The following is a 25,548-nucleotide window of genomic DNA, read 5'->3' on the forward strand; positions in this document are numbered from 1 at the left end:
ATCAACACTGTTGTCTAATGGCCAGTGAACTCGGTCAGGGACAGCACGTTGCCGTCCGGATCCGGGAACCACGCGATCCGCCCGCCCGGCGTGGTCCAGATTTTGTCGGTGTCCTGTGGCAGCGTGTCGAACGTGAGGAACTCCACGCCCCGGCCGCGCAGCGCGGCCACCGCCGCCCGGATGTCGGCGACCGCCCAGCCGAGCACCGTGAACGGCTGTGGCGTGAACTCGGGCACGGCGGTGACGCGCAGCATGGTCGTGCCACTGCGGAACACACACGCGAAGGGGGACTGCTCGATGAACTCGAGCCCGGCGACATCCGTGTAGAAGACACGTGAGCGCTCCAGGTCGGTCGACGGTGCGAAGGCGACCAAATCCGCTGAGTTGAGCATGGCTTCACCTCTCTCGGCGGAGAAGGTACCCCTCGGCCAGGCGACCCGCGTGGGACGAGGAGGTGGCATGGGCCGGATCCGCCGGCGCACGGTGCTCGGTGGCGCGGCCGCGGCGACCGTTGCCGGTTCGCTGTCCGCCGCGTGCGCGCCGGCGCCGCGGACGGGCACGATCGACGACGTCCGCCACGTCGTGGTGCTGATGCAGGAGAACCGGTCCTTCGACCACTACTACGGCACCATGGCGGGCGTGCGCGGCTTCGGTGACCGCGCGGCCCTGCGCGACGTCTTCCGCCAGCGCGGCAAGGGCGCCCCGGTGCTGCCGTTCCGGATCGACACGTCCGTGGTGGACGGTCAGGACCTCGGCGAGCTGCCGCACGACTGGAACAGCACGCACCGCGCGTGGAACGGCGGCGCGTACGACAGCTGGATCGGCGCGAAGAGCCCCATGACGATGGGGTACTTCACCGGCGAGGACATCCCGTTCCAGCGCGCGCTGGCGAGCGCCTTCACGCTGTGCGACCACTACTTCTGCTCGATCCAGGGCCCGACGCAGCCGAACCGGCTGTTCCACTGGACCGGCACCATCGACGCCGGCGGCGTCGCGGGCGGCCCGGTCACGCACAACTTCCCGGACTACGAGCCGTCGTTCCGCTGGACGACGTACCCGGAGCGGCTGGAGGCCGCGGGCATCTCGTGGCGGATCTACGCCAACGACGAGGAGCGTGGCGTCCCCGAGCACTTCGTCGGCGACTACGGCGACAACCCGTTGTGGTTGTTCCAGCACTTCCACGACGCGTTGTACTCGATGGACCCGGTGCAGCGGCGGGTGGCCGAACGCGCGAACCTGCGCGAGAAGCTCCTTCCCGACTCGGGGAAGGGCAAGGACCTCGACCACGTGCTGGCCGAGTTCCTCGCCGACTGCGCGGCGGGCACGCTGCCGGCGGTGTCGTGGGTCGTGGCGCCGTACGGCTACTGCGAGCACCCCGCGGCCCGGCCGGTCGACGGCGCGGCCTACATCCAGCGGATGCTGAAAGCGTTGTGGGACAAGCCGGAGTTGTGGGAATCGACCGTCGTCTTCATCAACTACGACGAAAACGACGGCTTCTTCGACCACGTCCTCCCGCCGACGCCGCCGCCCGGGACCCCGGGTGAGTACCTGCCGGGGAACCGGCCGGAGCGGGGCGGGGCGTCCGGGCCGCCGTTGCCGATCGGGCTGGGGCCGCGGGTGCCGATGACCGTCGTTTCGCCGTGGAGCCGCGGTGGCTGGGTGAACTCGCAGGTCTTCGACCACACGTCGGTGCTGCGCTTCCTCGAGACGTGGACCGGCGTGCGCGAGCCGAACATCTCGGCCTGGCGCCGCGCCATCTGCGGCGACCTGACCAGCTGTTTCGACTTCGGCACGCACGACACGACGATCCCGCTGCTGCCGGACGCGGACGCGTTGCGCGCCGAAGCCGACCGCACGCAGTCACGGCTGCCGAAGCCCGGCCTCGGACCGGGCGCGCTGGTGCAGGACCCGGGCACGGCGAAGGCGCGCCCGCTGCCGTACCAGCCGGTGGCGTGGGCCGTCGCCGAGCCGGGCGTGCTGAAGCTGCACCTGGCCAACCACGGGACGCAGGCGCTGCAGCTGGCCGCGTACGCCTACCACGCGGGCGGGACGTCACAACGCTTCGACGTCGGCCCGCGCGGCGAGATGACCGGCGAAGTCGCGTACGGCGAGTCCTACGACGTCGCGATCCACGGCCCGAACGGCTTCGTCGTCGAGGCCTCGGGCGGCGCCGGTCTCGACGCCACCGTCGCCTACACCGACGCGCCCGCGTTGCGGATCACGGTGACCAACCGCGGCCCGGCGCCCGTCGTGCTGACCGGCGTCACCCTCCCGCCGGGCGGGGCGCACGACTTCCCGGTGCCGGCGAAGAACGGCTGGTACGACGTCGTTTTCGAGACGCCGGGGTGGCGTCGACGCTTCGCCGGGCACCTGGAAGACGGGCGCCCGTCACGCACCGGGCCCTAGCGCAGGTAGTCCAGCGCGAAGGCGGCGAGCATCGCGGCGCCGCTCGGCATCGCGTCCTCGTCGAAGACCACGCGGTTGGAGTGGTTGGCCGCCGCCTCGGCGGGGTCGACGCCGGGCGGGCACGCGCCGATGAACGCGTACGCGCCCGGAACGCGTTGCAGGACATAGGAAAAGTCCTCGGCGCCCATCAGCGGGTCGGCGAGCAGCTCGACGTCGTCCGGGCCCAGCACCTCGGCGCCGAGCCGCAGCACCTCGCCGGCGATCCGGTCGTCGTTGACCGTCACCGGGTAGCCCGGCTCGACGTCGGCGACGACCCGGCAGCCGTACGCGGCGCCGACCTGCTCGCACACCTTGTACAGCTCGTCGCGGACCAGCGCGCGGGTCTGCTCGGACAGCGTGCGGATGGTGCCCTCGAGCTCGGCGGTCTCCGGGATGATGTTCGACGTCGTGCCGGCCTGGATCCGCGTCACCGAGAGCACGGCGGGGTCGAACACGCTGACCCGGCGCGTGATCATCGTGTGCAGCGCGCCGACCATCGCCGCCGCCGCGGGCACCGGGTCGATCGTGTGCTGCGGCGCCGAGCCGTGGCCGCCCTTGCCGGTGACGCGCACGGTGAACGAGTCCGCCGACGCCATCAGCGGGCCGGGCCGCAGCTGCAGCAGCCCGCTGCGTGCGTTGGCCAGGGTGTGCACGCCGAACGCGCGCTCGACCCGCGTCCCGGCGGCGTCGAGCACGCCCTCGTGGATCATGAAGCGGGCGCCGTGGTGACCCTCCTCACCCGGCTGGAACATGAACACGACCGACCCGGCGAGCTGCTCGACCCGGTCGGCGAGCAGGCGCGCCGCCGTCGCCAGCATCGCGACGTGCGTGTCGTGCCCGCACGCGTGCATCGACTCCTCGTCCTCGGACGCGAAGTCCAGGCCGGTCTCCTCGGTCAGCGGCAACGCGTCCATGTCGCCGCGCAGCAGGACCGCCGGACCGGGCTTCCCGCCGCGCAGGACGGCCGTCAGCGACGTCGTGGCCTTGCCTTCGGTGATCTCCAGCGGCAGGCCGTCGAGCGCCTCCCTGATGGCCGCCTGGGTGCGCGGCAGGTGGAGCCCCTGCTCCGGGTGGCGGTGCACGGCACGGCGGAGGGCGACCGTGCGGCCTTGCAGCGCCCGCGCGGCGTCGAGGAGGCCGGCGAACGGGGTGCCGGGCAGGGTGGGCAGGTCAGTGGGGCCGGTCATGGTCCCGATAGTGCCCCATGCGGCGCTTCGGGCGCACCGTGCGTGCGTTCGGTCGACCGGCGGAATACGGTGTGCGCATGGCGGTGGATGAGCCGGTCACGGGCTTCGCGGTAGCCGTGGTCCGGGAAGACGGTCGGTGGCGGTGCAGTGCGCTCGACCAGGGGGCACTGACCGAACTGGACGCGGCGATCACTGAACTGGGCAAACTACGATCCACCGGCGCGGCCTTCGGGTTGCTGGCGGTCGACGACGAGTTCTTCGTCATCGTCCGGCCGAGCCCGCGGGGGCCGTCGTTGCTGCTCTCGGACGCGGCAGCGGCGCTGGACTACGACATCGCGGCGGACGTCCTCGACGTCCTGCGGGTCGATCCACCGGACGAGGAGGACGACTCCGTGTGGCCCGAGGGCGACCTGGAGATCCTCACGGACCTGGGGCTGCCCGGGCCGGAGCTGGAGGTCATCGTCGGCGAAGTCGACCTCTACCCGGACGAGCAGCTGCAGATGGTCGCGCAGCGCTGCGGGTTCGGCAGCGAGTTCGCCAAGCTCCTGGACGAGCTCTGAGACGCCCATCCGACACCGAGGCCGTGGAGGCCGCGCTGGAGGCCGCCCGGGCCCCCGGCGCGGACGTGCCGATCGGGGCGGTGGTGTTCGGCCCCGACGGCCTCCCGCTGGCGGCGGCCCGCAACGCCCGCGTGGAGCTGGGCGACCCGACGGCCCACGCGGAGATCTTGGCCCTGCGCGCGGCGGCGTCGGTCGTCGGCGACGGCTGGCGGCTGGAGGGCTGCACGCTGGCGGTGACGCTGGAGCCGTGCACGATGTGCGCGGGCGCCCTGGTGCTCGCCCGCATCGCGCGGCTGGTGTTCGGGGCGTGGGAGCCGAAGACGGGCGCGGTGGGGTCGTTGTGGGACGTCGTGCGCGATCGCCGGCTGAACCACCGTCCGGAGGTCCACGGAGGGGTCCTTTCGGCGGAGTGCGCCTCCGTCCTGGAGACGTATTTCGCGACGCGCCGCTGATTCTGGGTACCCCTCCGGCATGACGATGAAGGACAAGGTCCAGCAGGCGGTCGGCAGCGCGCGCTCGAAGCTCGGCAGGGCCACGGGCAACCGGCGCCTCGAGACGTCAGGGCGCGTGCAGCGCCGTCGAGCCCAGGTGGCGGAGGTCGCCCACGACCTGCGCGACCGCTTCCGGCAGGCCCAGGTCAGGCGCCGAACCGACCCCTCGCGAGAGCTGTGAAGACGCTCCGGTATTGTTCTCGGCGGTGGCGTGTCCGAGCGGCCGAAGGAGCACGACTCGAAATCGTGTGACGGTTGATCCCGTCCGTGGGTTCAAATCCCACCGCCACCGCTCGCGAGTGGGCGAGCTATGTCGACGGACAGCGTCGACGTAGCTCGCTCGCTGTGTTTTTCGGGGGTGCAACCCCCGAACCCCGCCCGGCGGGCTTCGCCCCCGGACCCCCTGTGTGGTTGCGTCGGGTTGTCGGCCGCGGACCCCCTGTGTGGTTGCGTCGGGTTGTCGGCCGCGGACCCCTGTGTGGTCGCGTCGGGTTGTCGGCCGCCGGTTATCGGTGAGAAACCGACAAGCGCGGCTGCCGGATCACTCGATTGCCTGAGTTCCCTTCGTAACGCCGGGTGTCGATCCGGACGACTTCAGTCCGGTGAGGCTCGTAACCAACTTCGCAAAAATCGCCGTGCTGATGGCCTTTTTCCTGCTGGGTGGGTCAGGTGTGACGGCGTTCGCGCAAACCGGCGGCTGGGCGCCTGGTGCTGTCTCGCCCGGTCACTGGAAGGCTGATGAGGTCGACGCCCAGAAGCAGTCGCTCCGCGTCGGCACGAGCACCGACGATGTCGATGTGGTGCAGACCTGTGCGGTCTACCGGTCGCTGTGGCTGGAAACGGACCATCGTGTGACCTTGGACGTGCGGACGGTCAAGTGCCCGACCGGCAAGGTGACCGAGCAGGCGGCGACCGCGATCAGGACCGCTTACACGACGATCGACGAAGGCTCGGTCTTGAACCGGGCCGACGATGTCTACAAGCTGCCGAACGCGACGGTGTGGGGATACGGCCGCGAGTGGATGCAGTCCACTTCGGTCGTCGTGGTCCAGACCTTCTGTGGCCAGGGGACAGCGCAGGACTGCCTCGCTCTCAACGGCGTGCTCTCGAAGAGCTTGTCGGCGTCGCTGCCCGGCGAACCGTCGCTCGTGGGTCACTCGATTCTGCAGGAGATGCTCAACTTCGGCCTGACTTCCCTCACGCTGCCTTGGGTCTTCTGGGTGGGCGGTTTCGGGCTCGCTTCGTTCATCGGGCGCGACAGGTATGCGATTCCCGCTGCACCCGGCTCTTTCGTCGATGTGGAAAGAGCCTCGCGAAATCTTCGGTGGAGGTCCTACTTTTTTGGTCTGGTCACCGGTTTCCAGCGTGGCACGCTGGCGTTTCTGCTCTTTGCGGTCGGCTCGCTGTGGTTCGGCTTCGAGGTGCGGGTCATGATCAGTTCGCTGGTGCTGGTCCTCCTGTTCTTGGCGCTCACCTGGGGACGTCGCAAGCTCGACAACCCGCTCTTCCGGGGAACCGTGAACGCGCTCACGAGAGAGATCAACGTCCGCACCTGCTTGGCGGCGTTGCTCCGGTTCGCGATCCGGGCGCTCACGTTGCTGGTCGGCTTGGTATACGTGATAGCGTGCCTGTCCGCCGCCTTCGGCGGACCGGACGGCGCGTTCATGGGCAACGCCATGCGTGTCGCCGGACAGAAAATAGCGCAGGGCAGTGCGAGTCCAACCGACTACCTGCGATTCGTCGGCATCTTCGCGTCCGGCTCGGTTTGGGTCGTCGGGTATTTCCTCATCGCGTTCATCACGGTGATGCTGCTCGTCGATCGGTTGGCCCTGCTGCTGCTGACGAAGAACGCGCGCGAACTGATCAGAACCGATTCCCGGCCGCCGATTCTCTACCTGCGAAACTTCGGCGACGACAAGTTGAAGGTCCGGGCGAGCAGGGTGAGCAGGCGAGGCCTGCTCGGCCGGCTGTCCTTCAGCCGGAAGCGGCGGTTCGAAGAGACCGTCGCGTGGCGGATAAACCTGTACTCGGGAGTCGTCGCGATCAACGATCCGAGCAACTTCCTGCCCTCTTTGGGCGCCGCGAAGATGAACCTGGCGCACAACAACTGGAAGCACGACGTCGAGCGGCTCGCCAACTCGAGCTTGGCAGTCCTGGTGTCAGCGACGCCGACGAACATCAACGAAGGGTTGCGCTGGGAACTGGAAATGATCGCGCAGCGCCTGAGTCATCGCCGGGTGATCCTGCTGCTCGCTCCGCGCAAGAAGCAAGAACTGCTGTACTCGTGGCGGCTCTTCGTTGACGCGGTGCGCGACCATCCGTTCTTCGACGGGATCAAGAACATCAACCCGTCCGGTGCCGCGCTGGTCGTGGCACACATCCCGGGAGTGGGCTGGAAAGCCTGGGGCGCGAAAACGCGAACCGAGTGGACATATTCGATGGCCGTGCACGGCGCGTTGAGCGAGATGAAGCACTTCGCCCGGATGACGCCCGAACCACCTGCTGACGAGCCGCGGTCAACGGCGGCGTGACACCGGCGATCAGCTGAGTTCGACCGCCGGCGCCGTCAACGGCTCCAGCTCCGCCGCCAGTGCCGACAACGACGACACGCGCCGCTGGATCACGCGGACCACCGACGCGCACGCGGTGCTCACCGCGCTCACCACCTCCGCCGACCGGTCGCCCGACAGGACCGCCGCCGTCGATGGTGAAGCCGCGGCCGCCAGCTCGCATACCTCCGCGGACGCCGAGACCGCCAGCTCGTCCAGCTCGGCGGCGAGCCGGGCGCCCAACGCCGCCGTTGCCGCGGCCGCTCGGGCCGCCGCCGCGTACTGACCGTCCACTGTGTCCGCCCAGGTGCCGAACGTCTCCGCGCTGCCGCCCGTTTCCGCGCGTTCCACGCCGCCGCGGAACTCCGCCTGGGCCGACGTCACCCCGAGTGCTCCCGCGTCGACCGCCGAGGCCGACGCGCGGATCGCCGCCGGGGAACAGTCCAGGTGCCGCAACGCCGCCACCGGGTCCGGCGCGCCGATGCGGCCCGCCGCCTCGCGCAAGGACGCCAGCGACGAAGCCGCCGACGTCAGTGCCGGGTGTTCGAACAATTCGACGCTCACGGCGCCACCACCAGCCGCCCGCGGAAGCCCGTGCTGCGCGTGTTCTCCGCCGCCATGCGCAGGCGGCCGGCCAGATCGGACGTCGCGTCGCCGAGGACTCGGGCGTCCGCCTCGCGGGCCGCCAGGGCCGACGACCAGCGCGCCGCCAGCTCGCGGGCCTGCGCCGAGATGCCGAACGGCGTCGAGTCGACCCGGGCCTCCGCGAACCGGCCGGCCGCCTTGTCGCCGGCCGCCGTGGCCTGGTCCAGCAGGTCGGCCGCGGCGCGGAGCCGGTCCGGCTTGCGGACGGCCTGGCTGTCACTGATCCGCGAGCCTCTGCCTTCCGGCATGGGGACCTCCGTCGTCCAAGGGCGCTCACCCGATCGTGGAAGATCTTGCCTCATGCGCTCCCGCCGCCCGCACCGTGGTGACCTGCGGCGTTGAGTTGTTCCACCAAGTGGACGTCTTGACCGCGAGTCGGGAAGACGGCGACCATGAACACATGCCCGCCACCTCGGAAAGCACGCCTGTCCGGTGGCTCGGCCGCGCCTCCAAGCGGTCGGTCGGTGAAGGCACCGTGGAGCTCCTGCTGCGCCGCGGCCGCCTGGGTTCGCCCCCTGCCTGACGCGAACCCGCCGTCCGAATCGTCCCGAAAACCCTTGGAGCACAACCATGTCCGTAGACCTGCCTGCCCGGATTCCGCTGCGCGAGGCCGTCGCGCCCGCCGATGGCCTCATCGAAGGCCCGCGCGTCCTGCGGGATCCGCGGGGCACGTACGAACTCTTCCGGCTTCGTCCGCTCGGCCGGGTGATCGGCGCCGAGATCGACGGCGTCGACCTCCGCGAACCGCTCACGCCCGAACTGCGCGAGGAGCTCAACCACGCCCTGCTCGAGTGGAAGGTGCTCTTCTTCCGCGACCAGGACATCACGTCGGCGCAGCAGCGCGCGTTCGCCGCACACTGGGGTGAGCTGGAGACCAACCCGTTCATCCCGAAGGGCGACGACGACGCTGTCACGCGCTTCGAGCGCACCGCCGCCATGCCCGGCTACGAGAACATCTGGCACGTCGACGTCACCTGGCGGCCCAGCCCGGCCCTCGGCTCGGTGCTTCGGCTGATCGAGGTGCCGCCCGTCGGCGGCGACACGATGTGGGCGGACATGGCCGCCGCCTACGACAACCTGCCCGAAGACGTCCGCGCCCGCATCGACGGACTCACCGCGGTGCACGACTACCTCCCCGGATTCGACCGGTTCTCCGACCCGGCGCTCCTCGCGCAGTGGCAGGACCAGTTCCCGCCGGTCGAGCACCCGGTGGTCCGGACGCACCCCGAGACCGGGCGGCGCACCCTGTTCGTCAACCAGGCGTTCACCACGCACATCGTCGGCATGGACCGCGACGAGAGCGACCGGCTGCTGCGGTACCTCTTCCTGCAGGCCCACACGCCGGAGTTCCAGGTCCGGTTCAGCTGGCGGCCGAACTCGGTGGCGTTCTGGGACAACCGCGCCACGCAGCACTACGCGGTCAACGACTACCACCCGCACGTCCGGATCGCGGAGCGCGTCGCCATCGCGGGCGACCGGCCGTTCTGACCCTTAGCCTGGGGGGCATGACCGATGAACCCCAGGCAGTGGTGACCGGTTTCCTCAAGGCCCTCGAAGACCTCGACGTGGACCGCGCGCTGACGTTCGCGGCGAGCGACATCGTGTACCAGAACGTGCCGTTGCCGCCCGCCCGCGGCGTCGCGGCGGTCGAGAAACAACTGCGCTTCATGGCCAAGTACGGCTCCGGCTTCGAAGCGCGGACGCACCACATCGCCGCGGACGGCAACGTCGTGCTCACCGAACGCACGGACGTGCTGCGCCGCGGCGCGTGGGAAGCGGAGTTCTGGGTGTGCGGAACGTTCGAAGTGGAGGCCGGCCGGATCGTGCTCTGGCGCGACTACTTCGACTGGACGACGTTCCTGGCCGCGAGCGCGAAGGGCGCCGGGCGGGTCGCCTTGGCCGGCGCGCGCACGCTCCTCGGCCGCTACAAGGGAAGGCAGCCGGTCCGCTAGACGCGGTGCTCGCCGCGGTCGTGGTCCCGAAGGTCCACGACCGCGGCTATCCCCAGCACCAGCACGAACACGCAGCTGAGAACAATCAACCCCCACATGATCGTTCTCCCTCCCCCACGTGACGTGCTGGTTGAGCTGTCGGGGAGTGGTCTGTGCCACTTTTCCGGCGGCTCACGCAGACCGTACCTCCGCTTCACGCGGGTTGTTCCCGGTCTTAGGGAGCATTTAAGGCAGATGCGCCGGATGGGTGACAGGCGCACCGCGTGCGGTGACGAACCGCGCGCATTCCGTTACGCGCCAACGCCGAGACCGCCCACCGAAGCGATTCCATCCCGGACGGACACGCTGGTGGAGCGCAGCGCCGAGATGTCCGCGACGTACCGAAGCACCTTCGTGGCCTCATCGCCGCTGAGCGGCTCGCAATCGTTCTCGGCGTTGCGCCGCACCGGGATGAGCTCGAGCCGGGGCTCGTCGCCGAACATGCAGCCGGCCAGCAGCCCGTCGAGGTGCCGGCCGCGCATCGCCGGCCAGTCGAAGACAAGGTTGCCGAGGCTGTAGAGGATCGGCCGGCCGCGGTACACCTCGACCGCCTGGATCGTGTGCGGCCCGTGCCCGGCGACCAGATCGGCGCCGGCGTCGATCGCGGCGCGCCCGTAGGTGACCTGGTACTCGGCCAGGTCGGGGCCGGGCAGGCCCCAGTGCATCGAGACGACGACGTGGTCGTTGCCGGCCTTGGCGCGCTTCACGTCGGCGACCAGTCGCTCGAGGTGCTCGGGCAGCGGCGTCGTGCGGACGAGCGGCGGCCGGCCCGGGATGTCGGCGACTCTCGGGTCGGGCTGGTAAGCCGTGGTCGCAAACGCTTGCGCGACGCCGGGCGCGGTCACGGTCGCGGCCTGGCCCCACGGCCAGCAGAGCGAGGTGTAGGCGAGGAAGGCGACCTTCTTCCCGGCCCGTTCGAGCGTCGCGGGTGCGTGCGCGGCGGCGAAGTCGGCGCCGGCCCCGCAGTGCGCGATCCCCGCCTGGTCGAGCACGGCGAGGCTCGCCATCGCGGCGGCGGGCGGGTAGGTGACGTCGTTGGCGCACGACACGACGTCGATGCCGGCCGCGGTCAGCGCTTCGACCATCTCCGGCGCGGAATGCCGCCAGTTCGGTTTGTGCGGGATGTCCACCTCACCGGCCGTTCCCGACAGTGGCCCTTCGAGGTTCACGAACCGGAGGTCGGCCCCCTGGAGCAGCGGGTTCAACTGCTCGAACGCCTTCGACGGCGTTGTCCGGCCCTGGATGTTGACGTCTCCGCCGAGGACAAGCGTGATCACGAAACCTGCTCTGCCGAAAGAGTGACGACGAAAGTAGTTGTTACGAATCGTTGCATCTTTGTCTTCCTCCTCCTCATCTGTTCGGGGGACTATGCCACGACTGTTCAAGCACAAAGGGGACTCAGGGTGATCAAGACCCACAGAGCCAAGACCGCGCTGACGGTGGCCGTCGCGTCGGGCCTGGTGCTCGGCGGAGTGGCCGCCCCGGCCGCGCTCGCCGCACCCAGCGCCGACGCGGTCATCGCCGAGGTCTACGGCGGTGGCGGCAACTCCGGCGCCACGTTGATCAACGACTTCGTCGAACTCGCCAACCACGGTACTGCGGCCGCGAGCGTCGACGGCTTCAGCGTCCAGTACCTGCCCGGTTCGCCGAGCGCGGGCAGCACCTGGCAGGTGACGCAGCTGACCGGCAGCGTCGCGCCGGGCGGGCGTTACCTGGTGGCCGAGGGCAAGGGTTCCGGGGGAACCGTCGCCCTGCCGGCCCCGGACGCGACCGGCGCGATCGCGATGTCCGCGACGGCGGGCACGATCGCCCTCGTCTCCGGCACGGCCGCGCTGACCTGCAAGACCGTCGCGGACTGCGCGGCCGACACCCGGATCAAGGACCTCGTCGGGTTCGGCACGGCGACCGTGCGCGAGGGCAGCCCGACCGCCGCGCCGTCGAACGCGACGTCCGTCGCGCGCGGTGCGTCGCTGGCCGACACCGACGACAACGCCGCCGACTTCACCGTGGGCGACCCGACCCCGACGAACACCAAGGGCGAGACGACCGGCGGCGGCACCCCCGGCGACCCGGGAACCCCGGCGAAGATCCACGAAATCCAGGGCACCACGCGCCTTTCGCCGTTCAAGGACAAGAAGGTCAGCGACGTCACCGGGGTCGTCACCGCGACCCGGACGTTCGGCTCGTCGCGCGGGTTCTGGCTCACCGACCCGAACCCGGACAACGACCCGCGCACCAGCGAGGGCCTGTTCGTGTTCACCGGCTCGACCAGCCCGGCCGTCGCGGTCGGCGACGCCGTCACCGCGACCGGCACCGTCCGCGAGTTCTACCCGGACGCGCCGGCGACGTCGAACTACCAGTCGCTGACCGAGCTCGGCAGTGCGCAGTGGACGGTCGGCTCGCACGGGAACGCGCTGCCGGCGCCGACCGTGCTGAACCCGGACACGGTACCGATCGCCTACGCGCCTTCGCCGGGCGGGAACATCGAGTCGCTCCCGCTGGAGCCGGCGAAGTACGCGCTGGACTTCTGGGAGTCGCACGAGAGCGAGATCGTCTCGATCAGCGACGCGCGGGTCGTCGGCCCGTCGAACTCCTTCAACGAGCTGTACGTGACGTCCAAGCCGGACCAGCACAAGTCGGTCCGCGGCGGCAGCGTCTACCTGGGGTACGACCAGCTGAACAGCGGCGTCATGAAGGTGTCGTCGCTGATCCCGTTCGACCAGCGGCCGTTCCCGAAGCTCAACGTCGGTGACGTGCTGACCGGCACCACGTCGGGCCCGGTCGAGTACAGCAACTTCGGTGGCTACACGCTGTTCGCCAGCGTGCTGGGGACCGAAAAGGACAACGGGCTGGCGGCCGAGACCACACGCAAGCAGCGCTCCGGCGAGCTCGCGGTCGCGACGTACAACGTCGAGAACCTGGCGCCGGGCGACCCGCAGGCGAAGTACGACCGGCTCGGCGAGGCGATCGTGACGCACCTGGCGACGCCGGACATCGTGAACCTGGAAGAGATCCAGGACAACACGGGCGCCACCGACGACGGCACGGTCGCGGCGGACCAGACGCTCCAGAAGTTCACCGACGCGATCGTGGCCAAGGGTGGCCCGCGCTACCAGTGGCGTTCGATCGACCCGGTGAACGACCAGGACGGCGGCCAGCCGGGCGGCAACATCCGCGTGGCGTTCCTGTTCAACCCGGCCCGTGTGTCCTTTGTGGATCGTCCGGGTGGGACGTCGACCACCTCGGTGGGTGTCGTTCGCGAGCACGGGAAGGCCCACCTGACGGCGTCGCCCGGCCGCGTCGACCCGGCGAACGAAGCCTGGGAGGACAGCCGCAAGCCGCTGGCCGGCGAGTTCGTCTTCAAGGGCCGCACGGTGTTCGTCATCGCCAACCACTTCAACTCCAAGGGCGGCGACCAGCCGACGCACGGCCGCAACCAGCCGCCGGTGCGCAGTTCCGAGGTGCAGCGGCAGAAGCAGGCGACGGTGCTGCGCGGGTTCGTCGATTCGCTGCTGTCGGCCGACCGCAACGCGAACATCGTCGTGGCGGGCGACCTGAACGACTACCCGTTCTCGCCCGCGGTCCAGACGCTCACCGCTGGTGGCGCGCTGAAGGACCTGATCGCGTCGGTGCCCGAGGCCGAGCGGTACAGCTACGTGTTCGAGGGCCAGTCGCAGGTGCTGGACCACATCCTGGCGTCGAAGGCGCCGCGCGGGGTGGACTACGACGTCGTCCACATCAACGCGGAGTTCGCGGACCAGGCCAGTGACCACGACCCGCAGGTGATCCGGTTCCGGCCGAGCACCGGCAACGCGATCCTGGACGCGCTCAACGACCTGCTCGACTACCTGGAGCAGCTCCTCGGTCGATGAGGTTTTCGGAAGGCCCCCATCGGGTTCGACCCGATGGGGGCCTTTCTCGTGCTCGCTCCTTTGGGTGACGATGAAACCGCGGAGGGTAGACGTCCGTCCTAGGTTGGACGGGACCACAGGGGAGGGTGGCGTGGACGGGTACGCGGTGAAGGCCGGCGAGCTGGGCAAGCTCATCGGCGACCTCGACACGGCGGCGGGCCGGATGGCGGATGCCAACAGGAAGCTCGGCGGCGGTGGGGCGTTCGGGTCTTTGGGGACGGCTGAGCTGGGGAAAGCGGGGGTGGAGTTCGAGGAGGCCTGGCGGTTCGGGATCGGGCGGCTGGGTGAGGCGGCTTCGGACATCACTGAGCGGCTGAAGGCGGCGAAGGAGAAGTACGAGCGGATCGAGGCCCAGTTCGCGGGTGAGTTCGGCTCGGCTGTCGGGGGTGGCGGCGCTCCGGGGGCTGATCCCAGGGACGACGGGAAGGTCGGTGGCGGGGTGCCGGGCATCAACTCGCCGGAGGGCCGCCGCGGCATCGGCGACCTCCTGGACGGAGACGGCCGATGAGCAGCCAGGACTTCCCCGCCCTGGGCTTCGACCCGGCGCCGGGCGACCTCGACGGCGTCACCGACCTGGCCGGCAAGTACCGCGCGGTGAGCACCGACCTGACCGAGGCCGACGATTCGCTGCGGCAGATCGTCCGGAAGCAGGGCATCTGGCAGGGCGAGGCCAGTGAGGCTTTCGCTCGGCGCCTGGGCCCGCTGCCGAAGTACCTCGAGGGCGCGGCTCGGTCGATGGGCGAGGCGGCCGATGCCCTCGAACGGTGGGCGCAGGACCTTGGTGACCTGCAGAAACGTGCGTCGGACCTGGAGGCCCGGGCGGAAGCGGCGGCGCAGGCGGCCGAGCAGGCGCGGGCGAACCCGGATCTTGCGCTGGCGAATCGGTCGTTCCCGGATCAGCAGTCTCTGCAGATCGCTCAGCGTCTGCTGGACAACGCCGGTCAGCAGCTTCAGGTGGCCATCGACGGGTGCCAGAACGTCCAGGACGCGGCGAAGCAGCTTCAGCAGGAGCACACGGAGGCGGCCGGGCGGGTCGCGGAGGCGCTTCGGAAGGCGAAGGAGCTGGCGCCGGACGAGCCGGATCTGCTCGACAAGCTGGGTGACGCGGTCGGCGGTGCACTCGGCGATTTGACGAACACCCTCGCCGATGGGGCGGACCAGGCGTGGGACTTCGTCCAGGACCACGCGGAGCTGATCTCGAAGCTGTCCGACGTGATGGGTGACATCGGCAACGGCCTCGGCGTCTTGAGCGATGCACTTCCGCCCCCGGTAGGTGAGATCACGAGTGCCGTCGCCACTGGCGTCGGTATCGGCGCACTCGGAGGCCATGCCCTCGCGAAGGCGGCAGGTGCCAACGTGTCGTCCGAGACGCTGATCTTCGATGTGGCGGGCGCGGCAACTTCGCTGGCCGGGCTCGTTCCCGGGGTGCCGGATACCGCGATCAAGGTCGGCACCTACGGATTGCTCGCTGACCAGGCGGTCGGTGAAGTTGCGGGTGGCAAAGACTTCGAAAGCCCCTGGGACGACTTCCAGAACTACTGGGTGCCCAAGGACGGCGGCCAGGTGGCAGTGGTTGCCGGCACGCTGATCGCCGGGCCTGCGCCGTGGGCTGCGGTGGCGCTGGGCAATGCGACCGAGGCGGGAGCACAGGCCGACAACGCGCCCGAGCGGCGGCGTGAGCGTGCGGAAGACGAGGTGTGGAACTGATGCCTCTCGAAATCGACCTTCCGCCGGGCTTCGCGGGCATGCCGGTGGGCGCCGACGACAAGATGAACCGCGGCCACGCCTGGACCATCGCCGAGAACGCCGCGACCGGGGCCGGAACTTCCGTCGAGGAGTTCGGCAGCTACCTGATGGCGCTGGTCCCGGCCATGCAGGCGAACGGCATCCGCGTGTTCGGCAAGTTCGCGGTCGGCCGGCGCAAGGGTGACGTCGCGACCTTGACGCTGGGCGTGGTGCAGTGGCCGGAGACAGCCCCCGGCAACCGGGACGCCGTGGTGGCGGCGATGGCCGAGCAGTACCGGAGCCGGCACAAGTACGCCGTGGTCCAGCCGGTGCGGCTGCCGATCGGGCCGGCGATCGTCGCGATCAGCGAGGGCGAGTTCCGCCTGCCCGAGCGGGATGTCCGGACCCAGATCAAGGCCGAGTACCAGATCCCGCTGCCGGATGGCCGGTCTGTGGTGGTGTTGTCGGTGGTCGCGGAGTCCGAGGATGCCTGGCCCGCCGTCGCCGAGGCGACCGCGAAGGTGGCCTGGAGCCTCCGCAGCCAGGACGTCTCATGAGCGGCCTGGATGTGCTCGGCATTGCCCTGATCGGTGCGGTGGCTCTCGGCGGCCTGACCTTGACCATCGTCCGCGCGGCCCGCTCGACGAAGCCGCGTGAGAAGCAGATGGCGGCCTTGGCCGCGCAGCTGGACGGCCGGAACCAGGTGAACGTGCGCATGATCGAAAACGGCCTCTCCGTGGAAGACCTCGTCTGGGTCGCGCGCAGTCGCGGCTACAGCCTGATCGTCCACCGGTCGTTCAAGTACTACGAGTTCGTCTACACGCCGCACCAACCTGGGAGATTGGCATGAAACCGCTGATCGTCCTGCTCGTGCTGGTGGTGGGGGCCGGTCTGATCGCCGCCGTCGTGGTGATCACGGTGGTCCGGGTCTCGCGGGGGCAGCGGCCACGCGAACAGCAGATGGCGGAGCTGGCGGCGCGGCTCGACGGGCGAAGCCGGTTCAGCATCCGGATGGCGGAGCTGGGCCTCGGTCGGCCGGATATCCATTGGGTCGCGCAGAGCCGAGGTTACGTCCTGGTCGAGCACCAGTTCGGGAAGTACTACGAATTCGTCCGCCTGCCGCAGACGCCTGGGCCGTGGTCGCCATGATCGTCGCCGGCTCGAAGGCGCACTTCGACCCCGCCGAAGATGCGGTGCCGATCGCGATCATCGCCGCTGTCGCCCTCATCGGTCTCGGTGTGTTCCTCTTCGTGCAGAACCGGCGGAGCAAGACCCGGGCAGCGGGAAACCGGCGGCTGGCTCAGCAACTCGACGGCCGGCCACTGGTGTACGTCCCCTACGCCGACTGCCGGCTGAGTGTGCCCGACGTGCTGAGCGCGGCCCAAGCCCACGGGTACGCCCTGACCCCGAACCCGGCCGCCCTGCGGTACGAGTTCGCGCTCGGCGCGCCGCAAACAGCGTTCACCGGCAACCCGCGGGCGGCGTACATCGGGCACATGCTCGACGGGAGAGCGACCTACGAACTGCGCATCCTTTTCGAACCCATGACGCTGCCCGAGCTGATGGTCGTCGCGCACAGCCGCGGGTACACCGTCCAGCCGAGCCGGAAGGTCTACCAATTCATGCGGCACCGGGGTAGGCCATGAACGAGTCGCAGCCAACCCAAGCCGACCTCGCCGGCTCTCAGTACCGCGGAAGCTTCACCGAGATGATGGTGATCATCGGGTCGTTCGTCGGCCTGATCGTCGTGGGTCTCGTGGTGTTCCTGGTCGTGAACGGCAAAGTGACGAAGGGCCGGCAAGCCGGGATCGCACCCGTCGCGCAGCTGCTCGACGGTCGTCCGTTCGCGGTCCTCTCGTACGCCGAAAGCCCGATGAGCGTGCCCGATCTGCTGAGCATGGCCCAAGCCCGCGGCTACGCGTTCACGCCCAACCCGGCGGCCCTGCGCTACGAGTTCACACGCGGCGCACCGCAGACCGCGTTCACCGGCAACCCCCGCGCACCCTACGTCGCGCAACTGCTCGACGGACGGGACACCGTCGAGCTGCAGATCCTGTACGAACCCATGTTCCTGCCCGAGCTGATGGTCGTCGCGCACCGCCGCGGGTACACCGTCCAGCCGGGCCGGAAGGTCTACCAATTCATGCGGCACCAGGGGAGGCCATGAACAACCCGGAGCTGATCGAGGAAATGCGCTGGCAGCTCAAGCAGATCGAAGACCGCAAGGCCGACAACCAGCGCATCCTCGCCGGGATCGCCGGCAGCGCGCACACCACCGTCGTCTCGCCCGATCGGGCCGTCACCGTTCTCGCCGGGCCTGGTGGCGTTGTCTCCGAAGTGCGGCTCGCCCCCGAAGCCATGCGGTTCGACGCCGGCACGCTCAGCCGGACCATCACCGCCGCCCTTCGGGAAGCCGTTGCCGCCGCGGGGAAGCTCGACCAGCCGGCGCCGCGGCCGATGCGGAAACGGGCGCCGGCCGAAGACGACGAGCCCTACGACGGCACCGTCTTCGACGTCTAGGCCGGTGGTGGCGGCTGCTGCTTCGAAGCCGCCCGCTTGGCCCGCCAGCCCAACCCCAGCACCGCCTGCACCAGCTCCTGGTAGCTCGGCTTGACCTCCTCCAGGTATCGCTCGAGGTACGCCGGCCGGGCCGTCGAAATCGCGTGCGGGTCGTCTCCCGGGGGCAGCCACGGCAGGCCCTGGATGTTGTGCAGTGCCATCCGCCACCAGCGCGACGCGCGTTCGGCCGCCCGCGTTTCGCGCTCCGTCGCCGCCTCGATCGCGCCTTGGGCTTCCTCGATCTCCGCTTCCAACGCCTCCGCGCGCGCCACCTCCCACTCGCGCAGGTTCTCCGCCGAGCCCCGGGACAGGGCGATGATCTCCTTGTACCGCATGGCCGCGGTGGCGCCGTCGTCAGTCACTGGGCGTTCTCCGGACGCTGGAACGGGATGATCACTTCGGGCGCGCCGTGCGTCGTCCGGTCGAAGAACAACGCGCGGCCCGGGCGCGGCGACCAGTGCACCACCTGGCCCGCCGCGAACGGCGCCAGCTCGTTGCCCTGGACGTCGAGCGCCGCCCACGTGCCGATGTCGTCGGTGCCGGCGAACCCCAGCGTGTCCTTCAGCCGGGCGATGCTGCGCCACCAGCCGATCGTGTGGATGCCGTGCCCGGGCCCCTGTTTCAGCACCGTGCGCAGGTGGTCCAGGCCACTCTTCAGCTGGCCGACCGCCTTCACCTCCAACGACGGCAGCGCCGCGTCGACCCCGTACAGCAGCAGGATCTTCGCGCCGCCGGACAGCGACTCCAAAGTGGACGTCAGGTCGTCGACCATGGTCGCCGTGTGGCCGTCGGCCCGGAGGCGCTCCGCCAGCTCCAGCACCGCCGGCGCGCACGCCTCGATCGCGCAGCCCAGCACGAACTCGACCTGGCCCGGCTCGTACTGCCGGGCCAGCGACCGGGCCGAGGAGTCCATGATGGACAGTGCTTCGGCGGCCGCCGAGCCCAGCACCGCGATGTTGCGGCCCGGCGCCCACGACAGGTCGACACCGCACGCCGCCTCGGTGACGTCGATCGACTGGCCCAGCAACGCACGCGGCCGGGAGCTCGGCTTCAGGTCCAGGTAGGCCGGGAACTGTTCCAGGATCGGCGAATGCGCGCCGTCGAACAGGCGCGGGCGCGGGAACCGGGCCGCGTACTCGTCCCACAACCGGTGCTGCAGCCGGACGAACACGTCCTTGCTGCTCGCGTCCGGAATGTGGGCCAGCTGGTTGCCGTGCGCGACACCGGAGTCGTGGTTGAGCACACCGTGCCACTTCGGCGCGGACACCGCCGCGTTGTTCGTCTCGGCCAGCACGCGCCGCGCCTTCGGCATCGCGATGCGCAGCGTGCACTGCTCGAACACCGCCGGCTTGCCCCAGAACGCTTCGATGCCGGCGACGTCCTGGCTGGCCAGCACCATGTGGATGCCTTGGGAACGGCCTCGCCGCGCGATGTCTTCCAGCAGCTGCGTCGCCGTGGCCGTCACCTGGTCGCGGCCCGCGAACAGGTACTGGAACTCGTCGATCACCGCGACGATCCGCGGCCAGTGCCCGCCAGGATCGGCTTCGCGCAGGTCGGCGAGGTTCGTGACCTCGTGCTCCTTCGCGGCCGCCGACCGGCGCCGCAGCTCATCGGCCAGGAACCGCAGCAGCGCCAGGCCGAACTCGCGGTCGGTGTTGACGTTGACGCCGACCAGCCGCGCGTGCGGCAGCCAGCTCGCGTCCTTGCGGCCAGGCGCCAGCCCGGCGAACGAGACGCCTTCCTTGAAGTCCAGCAGGTACAGCGCCAGCTCGTCCGGGCTGTAGCGCGCCGCGAGACTGCCGAGCAGCGCGTACAGGAAGTTCGTCTTGCCCGACCCGGACGGGCCGCCGATCAGCGCGTGCGGGCTCGCGTCGCCGATGACGACCTCGACCGGCTCGCCCTCGAAGAACCCGACCGGTGCGCGGAGTTCGCGCGCGGAGCTCTCGCGGCCCAGCTCGGTCGGCAGCAGGTCGTCGAACGACCGCGGCCCGCCCTGCTTGGCGATCAGCGCCGCGGCGATCCGGTCGGCGGCGCGGATGACCTGCCCGGACGGCATCGGCGGGTCGAGGTCGACGACCAGGTCGGTGCCGGTCATGCTGCTGATCGCGTGCCGGTCGTCGATGAGGCTCAGCGTCTCGACCGACGCGCTCACCGCCGTCGGCACGTCGATCATGATGAGGCAGATGCCCGCGGCCAGCGCGCCGCTCGCGACGCGCTTGAGGTCGCGGGCCCGTTCCGGCTCGAGGGTTTCGCCGTTGCCGTACAGCACCGCGATGCGGAACGGCTCGATCCGCTCCTGCCGGTGGACGCGCATTTCGCGCAGCGAGGTCTTGCCGTCCTGCATGCCGGTCGCGTGGATGCGGCGGATGTGCCCGGCCAGCTCGTCGAGGAGGTCCTCGAGCCGGCCCGGGTCGTAGAGCGAGAGCGCGCTCGTGCGGCTCAGCGGGTAGAGGTCGGGCAGGATCGCGGTCAGCTGCCCGATGTCCCACAGGTGCACGCGCACCGCGCCGGGTTCGAACGTCGAGAGCACCCGGATCAGCAGGTTCTGGACGATGCCGTCGATGACCGGCCGCGTCTTCGGCGCGGACGTGATCGCCAGGTGCGACTCGTCGAGCAGCGGGACGGCGACGTCGAACGTGCGGGTGGCGTCGCCGCCCGCGGCCGTCGCGGAACCGACACGCCACAGCCCGGGCGAGGTGATGCCGGCGTTGTGGCCGACGCGGCCGAGCCACTCACCGGGCTTCGCCCCGGCGGGGCCTGGCGCGTTCTGGCCGACGAGCTCGCGCAGCGTCGCCGGGCCTTGGCTCCAGTCCGTGTAGAACGTGCCTCGCACGGTGCCGAGCGCGCCGAACACCTCGTGCGCGGCGGGGTGTTTGGACCACTCGTTCTGCTGCTCGGGGGTGGCGTGGTTCATGCCGACGCGGACGATGTCGCGCTCCAGCTCGAGCTTGGCGAGCTCGGCCTCCGCGGCTTGGCGCGCGCCGGCCGCCGCGCCCAGCACCAGTCCGATCTGATGGCGGACCCGGTCGAGTGCGGTTTCGACGCGGTTGCGTTGCTCGGCTGACTTGTTGGCCATCGGCGTCCCCAAAAGATGTGGTCCCTGAAAAGGATTACAGGCGCGAGGAGTATCCGCTCACCAGATCTTCGGCAGCGGCCAAACGGCCGAGGAGCTGGTCCAGCCCCTCGGCCGCTTGGGCGTACTGCGAAGGAAGCCAGGGATCGGCCTTGGCCTGGGCGTCCACGAGAGCTTGCCGGGCTTCCCCGAGCAGGCTTGTGGCCCGCTCGGAGTGGGCGCGCGCGTCGGCGAGCCCGGCCGCGACGGCGGTGAGCAGCTGGTGGAGTTCGGCGAGCGTCATCCGGTCAGAGACGCGCCGAGTAGGAGTCGGCGGAGGAAATGCTGGCTTGGACGGTGCTCTGCAGGCCGTTTATGCCTTGCAGGGCTTCCGCCAGCAATCCGTGTGCCTGGCTCACTTCGTGCTGGCTGCTGCCTTGCGTCGCTTGTGCGAGCGACTGCTGGGCTTCTTCGAGAGACTGCGCTGCCTGCTGGAGGGCGGCGATGCTCGCGGACGCCTTTTCGTTGGCGAGCGCGATGCCAGCGCGGATCTCTTCGACTCCGGCCATGTCGGGCCTCTACTCCTCGGTCGTACGGGGGCGGACTTCTATTGAAACAGATCCAACGACTCAGCGTGATCAACTGACTTTGCCGAGTGATCGTGGGTCCGGAATCAGCAAGGCCCCGGACGTGGGAACGTCCGGGGCCGGGCCGATCACGGTCTGTGCGGGGGTTGTCCCCGGCACCAGTACCGCACGCTGAAGTCGCTGGCCAGCGCTACCCCAGGTCAGAGCGGTTTTCGTGCCACTGCTGGCCTTTCTGGAAAGGGGGGCGGGCGAGGTGAGGCTGAGACTAGCGCGGCCGGGCAAACCCACTTCGCTCAGCCCTGGTCGTAACTCGCTGTGGACGAACGAATTTGTCCCACACTTGTTCGAAGACATTTCACATTTCGGGCAGTCCGAAGTGCCAGACGAGCATCGAGGGCACATCCCGGTTCGCCGCGCGGACTGCGTCGGGCACCAGCGCGGCGAGGCTCCACGGCCACAGCTCCCACGGTCCGGGATCGCTCGCGGCCGGCGCGGGGTCCTTCGGCGGCGGGGCGGGTTCCTCGCAGCCGAGCACGGTGAGCCCGGCCGCGAGCGCGGCGCGGACGTAGTCGCCGACCAGGTGCCGGTACGTGACGAGCCGGCCGGGCCGGCCGTCCGGTCCGCGCAGCGCGGGGATCGAGCCACGCTGGACGGACTCGGGGTGGATGTCGCAGACGACGACGTGCCCACCCGGGCGCAGCACCCGCGCGAACTCGGCCAGCACCGGGCCGAGGTCGCGGACGTGGGTCAGGGCGAGCCCGCAGACGACGAGCCCGAAAGCGCTGTCGCCGACCGGCAGCCGGGTCAGGTCGCCGAGCCGGAAGTCCCCGCCGGGCACCCGTTCGCGGGCCCGCGCGAGCATGCCGGCCGAGCTGTCGACCCCGACGACGTGGTGGCCGCGTTCGGCGAGGATGGCCGAGTACCGCCCGGTGCCACAGGCGGCGTCGAGGGCGTCCCCGGGTGGCAGCGGCTCGACGAGGGCCTTGAGCGGCGGCTCGTCGAGTGCGAAGGCGGCGTTGCCGGGGTTGTCGTAGGTGCCGGCCCAGCTGTCGTACCCGGACACGGAGCCGAGCGGTTCGGTGTCGACGGCGTTCTCGAGAGCCGGGTCGTCGAGGAGCCGGCGGACTTCGGCGAGCCGCGCTTCGACGAACTCGCGGTCGTGGTCGCCGGTGAAGGCGCGCAGGAGCGCGAGGCCTTCGATGCCGAGCAGGTAGGCCAGCGGGTGCTCGTAGGTCACCGGCTGGACGGTAGGGGCCGGGATTCGGGGCGGGCCAGCGATTTTCAGGCGCGCCGGCCGCCGAGCCGCCGGTAGCGGTCGGCCATCGCGGCGTCGGAGAGTCCGCAGGCGGAGCCGAGCGAACCGAGGGTCTCGCCGCGGTCGAGGGCCGCCTCGACGAGCCGCAGTTCGGCCTCGTCGACGTCGCGGCGCACCTGCATGAGCAGCCGCATCGCGGCCACGGCGTCGGAGCCGGTGACCTGCTCGCCGTCGATCGTGCGGGCGCTGGTGATCTGGACCAGCGGCCAGAGCCCGGGATGAGCCGGCTCGTCGTGCGCGGACGGCAGGTGGCGACGGAGCTGGTCGACGTGGCGAAGTTCCTCATCGAGGCTGAGGCGGTTCCCGCACTCGGTCATGACCCCAGAATGACGAAAGTCCGGACGGTTCGCTCGGAGTGATCTCGGTCACTGTTCGCAGTGGCGAGTCGTGTCATCAGGCTGCGGACGGTTGCGCCGTTGATCGTGTGACACAACCGTCCGCTACCCGATGGTCGCCGACAGGTTCGTCTATGCGGCGCCGCAGGTGCCGATGCTCCACGCATTGCGGACCGTTCCGGTGCCATAGGAGCTGTACTCTCCCAAGAAGGTGTCCGACTTGCGCGCGACGCAGACGTCTCGGTCTCTGGCAAGGGACACGTCGACGTGCACCAATGTCGGATAGTACGAACAGTTGTTGAACCATGCGCTCGAGTAGACGGGGTTCCCGGGATCCTTGACGTGGAAGCCGCACCCTGAGGGTGGTGTGTCAGCCTGCGCTACCCCTGCCTCGGCGCCGGTCAGCACCAGCGCCGCGGCGGCGACGGCTGCCGCCAGCTTCCCGCCTGTTCGAATCGTGAGCACTTCAGGCATCCTTTCCTGTTTGTTCGAAACTGGTGTCAGCTCAACAGATGTACAGCGACCACGCATTCTGGATCCGCCCGGGAAGAATTGTCCCGTACGTTCCCAGTCGGTAATCGTTCTTCGCCGACACGCAAAACTCACGGTCCGGATCCAAGACGACGTCCACGTGGATCTTCACGGCATAGATGCTGCAGTTGTTGAAGTAGGCGAGCGCCCGGGTTCCACCAACCTTGTGGAAGCCGCACCCTGACGGCGGTGTGTCGGCGGCCGCCACTGCCGGTGGGATCACCGTCAAGACGGCGGCAGCGATACCAACGATGACGGTGGACCACGTCCGAACTCGGCTTGTCACTGGATCTCTCCATTCCTGAAACGTCCGAGATGCCTCAGTCGGTTGAATTGCCAAACGCAGGCGCGCCGAGATCGGACCGGTTCGCACTTGCCGCATTGCGAGGCCGACACGCCCGCTTGCGACCTCCGGTTGACGCAGATCCCTCTCGATCACCTGATCGGCGTAGTGTTGCGCGGCCCACGAGACCGCGGGGGCATGCATTGTCACGGACTGGCGGCTTTGCACGGGTAAGCCAAACGCGCCGCCTGCTCAGCGAGGCGCGTGAGGCCATCCCCCAAAGTCGGCACCGGCCGGTGGTGTGCGCTCAACGTGCTGCCGAAGGGCGGCACACCCACGTCAGTGTGCGGCAGGCTCCGGTGTGGTCCCCGGTGACCACTCGGGGCAGGCGGAGACGGAAAACGCCGGGTGTCCCGCAGTGGGGCACCCGGCGTTCGCCTGTTCAAACGGCGGAGGATACAGGATTCGAACCTGCGAGGGCGTGAACCCAACACGCTTTCCAAGCGTGCGCCTTAGGCCGCTCGGCCAATCCTCCGCAGGAGACGATACCGGACGCCCTCGACGCGCTCGAACGGTGGGTCACCGCGTGACGTCGGCCACCACGCATGTGATGTTGTCCGGGCCGCCGGCTTCGTTGGCCAGGCGGATCAGCTCCGGGACCACCTCCGCCGGGTCCTCGATCGCCGATAGGACGTCGCGCAGCTTCGGCTCCGGGACCGGGCCGCTCAGGCCGTCCGAACACAGCAGATAGCGGTCGCCCTCGGCTGGGGTGAACGTCCAGATGTCCGGGTCGCCCGATCCCGCTGTCTGCAGCGCCTTCATCAGCAGTGAGCGGCGTGGGTGGGACTCCGCGTCCTCCGCCGCCACGCGGCCGTCCTCCACCAATGCCTGGACCAGCGTGTGGTCGCGGGTCAGGCGGCGCAGGCCACCCTCGCGCAGCAGGTAGCCGCGGGAGTCGCCGATGTGGGCCGCCGCGAACTCGACGCCGTCGAACATCAGCGCCGTCAGCGTGGTGCCCATGCCTTCCGTCGTCGGCTCGTTCGACGCCACCTCCGCGAGCCGCTCGTCGATCGACTTGACCACGCCGGCCAGCGTTGCCGCCAGGTCGACGCCCGTGAGGTCGATCCGCCGGAGGTCGACGTCGAGCTCGCGCAGCACGTCCACCGCCGTCGCGCTGGCGACTTCGCCGTGCGGCTGGCCGCCGATGCCGTCGGCGACCGCGAGCAGGCGGGAACTCGCGTACAGCGAGTCCTCGTTGACCTTGCGACGGCGGCCGACGTCCGACCCCGCGGCGTACCGCAGGACGTACCGATCGTGTGTCATGACTCCCATGAAAGCATTGGTTGACTGAGTTCACAAGCGTCTCGGCTGAATGGAGCACT

General features: G+C 69.8%; 30 protein-coding genes and 2 tRNA genes. 17 read left to right on the plus strand and 15 right to left on the minus strand.

Going from position 1 to position 25,548, the window contains the following annotated elements; genetic code table 11:
• Positions 1 to 14 precede the first annotated feature (14 nt).
• Positions 15 to 392, minus strand: a complete 378-nt coding sequence (locus tag M8542_RS00260) for a VOC family protein (RefSeq protein WP_257917901.1) — start codon at positions 390 to 392, stop codon at positions 15 to 17.
• A gap of 67 nt (positions 393 to 459) precedes the next feature.
• On the opposite strand from M8542_RS00260, the gene M8542_RS00265 reads away from it, so the two are divergent.
• Positions 460 to 2,406, plus strand: a complete 1,947-nt coding sequence (locus tag M8542_RS00265; protein ID WP_257917902.1) for a phosphocholine-specific phospholipase C — start codon at positions 460 to 462, stop codon at positions 2,404 to 2,406.
• On the opposite strand, the gene M8542_RS00270 is transcribed toward M8542_RS00265, so the two are convergent.
• On the minus strand, positions 2,403 to 3,632 hold the full coding sequence (locus M8542_RS00270; protein WP_257917903.1) for a M20 metallopeptidase family protein: 1,230 nt from the start codon (positions 3,630 to 3,632) through the stop codon (positions 2,403 to 2,405). The two genes, M8542_RS00265 and M8542_RS00270, sit on opposite strands and share 4 nt — an antisense overlap.
• A 77-nt stretch (positions 3,633 to 3,709) precedes the next feature.
• On the opposite strand from M8542_RS00270, the gene M8542_RS00275 reads away from it, so the two are divergent.
• The 5 genes from M8542_RS00275 (at position 3,710) to M8542_RS00295 (ending at position 7,214) form a co-directional block, all read left to right on the plus strand.
• Positions 3,710 to 4,192, plus strand: a complete 483-nt coding sequence (locus M8542_RS00275) for a tRNA adenosine deaminase-associated protein (protein WP_257917904.1) — start codon at positions 3,710 to 3,712, stop codon at positions 4,190 to 4,192.
• Positions 4,193 to 4,215: 23 nt separating this feature from the next.
• Positions 4,216 to 4,644 (plus strand): nucleoside deaminase, encoded by a 429-nt coding sequence (locus M8542_RS00280; protein ID WP_257917905.1) that lies wholly within the window; start codon positions 4,216 to 4,218, stop codon positions 4,642 to 4,644.
• 19 nt (positions 4,645 to 4,663) lie between these two features.
• Entirely contained in the window at positions 4,664 to 4,864 is a 201-nt protein-coding gene (locus tag M8542_RS00285; RefSeq protein ID WP_257917906.1) for a CsbD family protein, read from the plus strand.
• Between the two features lie 24 nt (positions 4,865 to 4,888).
• Positions 4,889 to 4,975 (plus strand) — tRNA-Ser (locus tag M8542_RS00290).
• 310 nt (positions 4,976 to 5,285) lie between these two features.
• The gene (locus M8542_RS00295; RefSeq protein WP_257917907.1) at positions 5,286 to 7,214 is read left to right on the plus strand and encodes a hypothetical protein; all 1,929 of its coding nucleotides are present in this window, start codon (positions 5,286 to 5,288) and stop codon (positions 7,212 to 7,214) included.
• 9 nt (positions 7,215 to 7,223) lie between these two features.
• Here M8542_RS00295 and M8542_RS00300 read toward each other — a convergent pair whose 3' ends face one another.
• Together M8542_RS00300 and M8542_RS00305 are read right to left on the minus strand one after the other, a co-directional pair.
• On the minus strand, positions 7,224 to 7,796 hold the full coding sequence (locus M8542_RS00300; RefSeq protein WP_257917908.1) for a hypothetical protein: 573 nt from the start codon (positions 7,794 to 7,796) through the stop codon (positions 7,224 to 7,226).
• A complete protein-coding gene (locus M8542_RS00305) occupies positions 7,793 to 8,125 on the minus strand; it encodes a hypothetical protein (protein WP_257917909.1) in 333 nt (110 codons plus the stop codon). The genes M8542_RS00300 and M8542_RS00305 overlap by 4 nt, the downstream gene beginning before the upstream one ends.
• A 322-nt stretch (positions 8,126 to 8,447) precedes the next feature.
• On the opposite strand from M8542_RS00305, the gene M8542_RS00310 reads away from it, so the two are divergent.
• Entirely contained in the window at positions 8,448 to 9,365 is a 918-nt protein-coding gene (locus M8542_RS00310) for a TauD/TfdA dioxygenase family protein (protein WP_257917910.1), read from the plus strand.
• Between the two features lie 17 nt (positions 9,366 to 9,382).
• Positions 9,383 to 9,829, plus strand: coding sequence for a limonene-1,2-epoxide hydrolase family protein (locus M8542_RS00315; RefSeq protein WP_257917911.1), 447 nt, complete (start codon positions 9,383 to 9,385; stop codon positions 9,827 to 9,829).
• Positions 9,830 to 10,119: 290 nt separating this feature from the next.
• Here the strand turns inward: M8542_RS00315 and M8542_RS00320 are convergent, their stop codons facing one another.
• On the minus strand, positions 10,120 to 11,145 hold the full coding sequence (locus tag M8542_RS00320) for a CapA family protein (protein ID WP_257917912.1): 1,026 nt from the start codon (positions 11,143 to 11,145) through the stop codon (positions 10,120 to 10,122).
• 126 nt (positions 11,146 to 11,271) lie between these two features.
• On the opposite strand from M8542_RS00320, the gene M8542_RS00325 reads away from it, so the two are divergent.
• The 9 genes from M8542_RS00325 (at position 11,272) to M8542_RS00365 (ending at position 18,024) form a co-directional block, all read left to right on the plus strand.
• Positions 11,272 to 13,740: a DUF8508 domain-containing protein gene (locus tag M8542_RS00325; RefSeq protein WP_257917913.1), complete on the plus strand. Its 2,469-nt coding sequence runs from the start codon at positions 11,272 to 11,274 to the stop codon at positions 13,738 to 13,740.
• 130 nt (positions 13,741 to 13,870) lie between these two features.
• Positions 13,871 to 14,287: a type VII secretion target gene (locus tag M8542_RS00330; RefSeq protein WP_257917914.1), complete on the plus strand. Its 417-nt coding sequence runs from the start codon at positions 13,871 to 13,873 to the stop codon at positions 14,285 to 14,287.
• Entirely contained in the window at positions 14,284 to 15,486 is a 1,203-nt protein-coding gene (locus M8542_RS00335; protein ID WP_257917915.1) for a putative T7SS-secreted protein, read from the plus strand. Before M8542_RS00330 ends, M8542_RS00335 begins: the two co-directional genes overlap by 4 nt.
• Complete coding sequence (locus tag M8542_RS00340; protein WP_257917916.1) at positions 15,486 to 16,061, plus strand: hypothetical protein; 576 nt, start codon at positions 15,486 to 15,488, stop codon at positions 16,059 to 16,061. The genes M8542_RS00335 and M8542_RS00340 overlap by 1 nt, the downstream gene beginning before the upstream one ends.
• Positions 16,058 to 16,354, plus strand: a complete 297-nt coding sequence (locus tag M8542_RS00345; protein WP_257917917.1) for a hypothetical protein — start codon at positions 16,058 to 16,060, stop codon at positions 16,352 to 16,354. Before M8542_RS00340 ends, M8542_RS00345 begins: the two co-directional genes overlap by 4 nt.
• Complete coding sequence (locus tag M8542_RS00350) at positions 16,351 to 16,653, plus strand: hypothetical protein (protein ID WP_257917918.1); 303 nt, start codon at positions 16,351 to 16,353, stop codon at positions 16,651 to 16,653. The genes M8542_RS00345 and M8542_RS00350 overlap by 4 nt, the downstream gene beginning before the upstream one ends.
• Positions 16,641 to 17,150 carry a hypothetical protein gene (locus M8542_RS00355; protein ID WP_257917919.1) on the plus strand — a complete coding sequence of 170 codons (510 nt, stop codon included), beginning with the start codon at positions 16,641 to 16,643 and terminating at the stop codon, positions 17,148 to 17,150. Before M8542_RS00350 ends, M8542_RS00355 begins: the two co-directional genes overlap by 13 nt.
• Positions 17,147 to 17,671: a hypothetical protein gene (locus M8542_RS00360; RefSeq protein ID WP_257917920.1), complete on the plus strand. Its 525-nt coding sequence runs from the start codon at positions 17,147 to 17,149 to the stop codon at positions 17,669 to 17,671. Before M8542_RS00355 ends, M8542_RS00360 begins: the two co-directional genes overlap by 4 nt.
• Positions 17,668 to 18,024, plus strand: coding sequence for a YbaB/EbfC family nucleoid-associated protein (locus M8542_RS00365; protein WP_257917921.1), 357 nt, complete (start codon positions 17,668 to 17,670; stop codon positions 18,022 to 18,024). The genes M8542_RS00360 and M8542_RS00365 overlap by 4 nt, the downstream gene beginning before the upstream one ends.
• Here M8542_RS00365 and M8542_RS00370 read toward each other — a convergent pair.
• The 10 genes from M8542_RS00370 to M8542_RS00415 all read right to left on the minus strand — a co-directional run bounded on the left by M8542_RS00370 (position 18,021) and on the right by M8542_RS00415 (position 25,489).
• Positions 18,021 to 18,425, minus strand: coding sequence for a hypothetical protein (locus M8542_RS00370; protein ID WP_257917922.1), 405 nt, complete (start codon positions 18,423 to 18,425; stop codon positions 18,021 to 18,023). The two genes, M8542_RS00365 and M8542_RS00370, sit on opposite strands and share 4 nt — an antisense overlap.
• Entirely contained in the window at positions 18,422 to 21,139 is a 2,718-nt protein-coding gene (locus tag M8542_RS00375) for an FtsK/SpoIIIE domain-containing protein (protein ID WP_257917923.1), read from the minus strand. Before M8542_RS00375 ends, M8542_RS00370 begins: the two co-directional genes overlap by 4 nt.
• Positions 21,140 to 21,173: 34 nt before the next feature.
• Entirely contained in the window at positions 21,174 to 21,419 is a 246-nt protein-coding gene (locus M8542_RS00380; RefSeq protein WP_257917924.1) for a hypothetical protein, read from the minus strand.
• Between the two features lie 4 nt (positions 21,420 to 21,423).
• Positions 21,424 to 21,684: a hypothetical protein gene (locus M8542_RS00385; RefSeq protein ID WP_003056176.1), complete on the minus strand. Its 261-nt coding sequence runs from the start codon at positions 21,682 to 21,684 to the stop codon at positions 21,424 to 21,426.
• 373 nt (positions 21,685 to 22,057) lie between these two features.
• On the minus strand, positions 22,058 to 22,939 hold the full coding sequence (locus M8542_RS00390) for a class I SAM-dependent methyltransferase (protein WP_257917925.1): 882 nt from the start codon (positions 22,937 to 22,939) through the stop codon (positions 22,058 to 22,060).
• Positions 22,940 to 22,983: 44 nt separating this feature from the next.
• Positions 22,984 to 23,334, minus strand: coding sequence for a hypothetical protein (locus M8542_RS00395; protein WP_257917926.1), 351 nt, complete (start codon positions 23,332 to 23,334; stop codon positions 22,984 to 22,986).
• Positions 23,335 to 23,484: 150 nt separating this feature from the next.
• Positions 23,485 to 23,826: a DUF6355 family natural product biosynthesis protein gene (locus tag M8542_RS00400; RefSeq protein ID WP_257917927.1), complete on the minus strand. Its 342-nt coding sequence runs from the start codon at positions 23,824 to 23,826 to the stop codon at positions 23,485 to 23,487.
• Positions 23,827 to 23,857: 31 nt separating this feature from the next.
• Complete coding sequence (locus tag M8542_RS00405) at positions 23,858 to 24,322, minus strand: DUF6355 family natural product biosynthesis protein (protein ID WP_257917928.1); 465 nt, start codon at positions 24,320 to 24,322, stop codon at positions 23,858 to 23,860.
• Between the two features lie 294 nt (positions 24,323 to 24,616).
• A tRNA-Ser gene (locus M8542_RS00410) sits at positions 24,617 to 24,701 on the minus strand.
• 44 nt (positions 24,702 to 24,745) lie between these two features.
• On the minus strand, positions 24,746 to 25,489 hold the full coding sequence (locus M8542_RS00415; RefSeq protein ID WP_257917929.1) for a PP2C family protein-serine/threonine phosphatase: 744 nt from the start codon (positions 25,487 to 25,489) through the stop codon (positions 24,746 to 24,748).
• Positions 25,490 to 25,548 lie beyond the last annotated feature (59 nt).

Origin of the sequence: Amycolatopsis iheyensis (assembly GCF_024703995.1) — a bacterium.
GTDB classification, from domain to species: Bacteria; Actinomycetota; Actinomycetes; order Mycobacteriales; family Pseudonocardiaceae; genus Amycolatopsis; species Amycolatopsis iheyensis.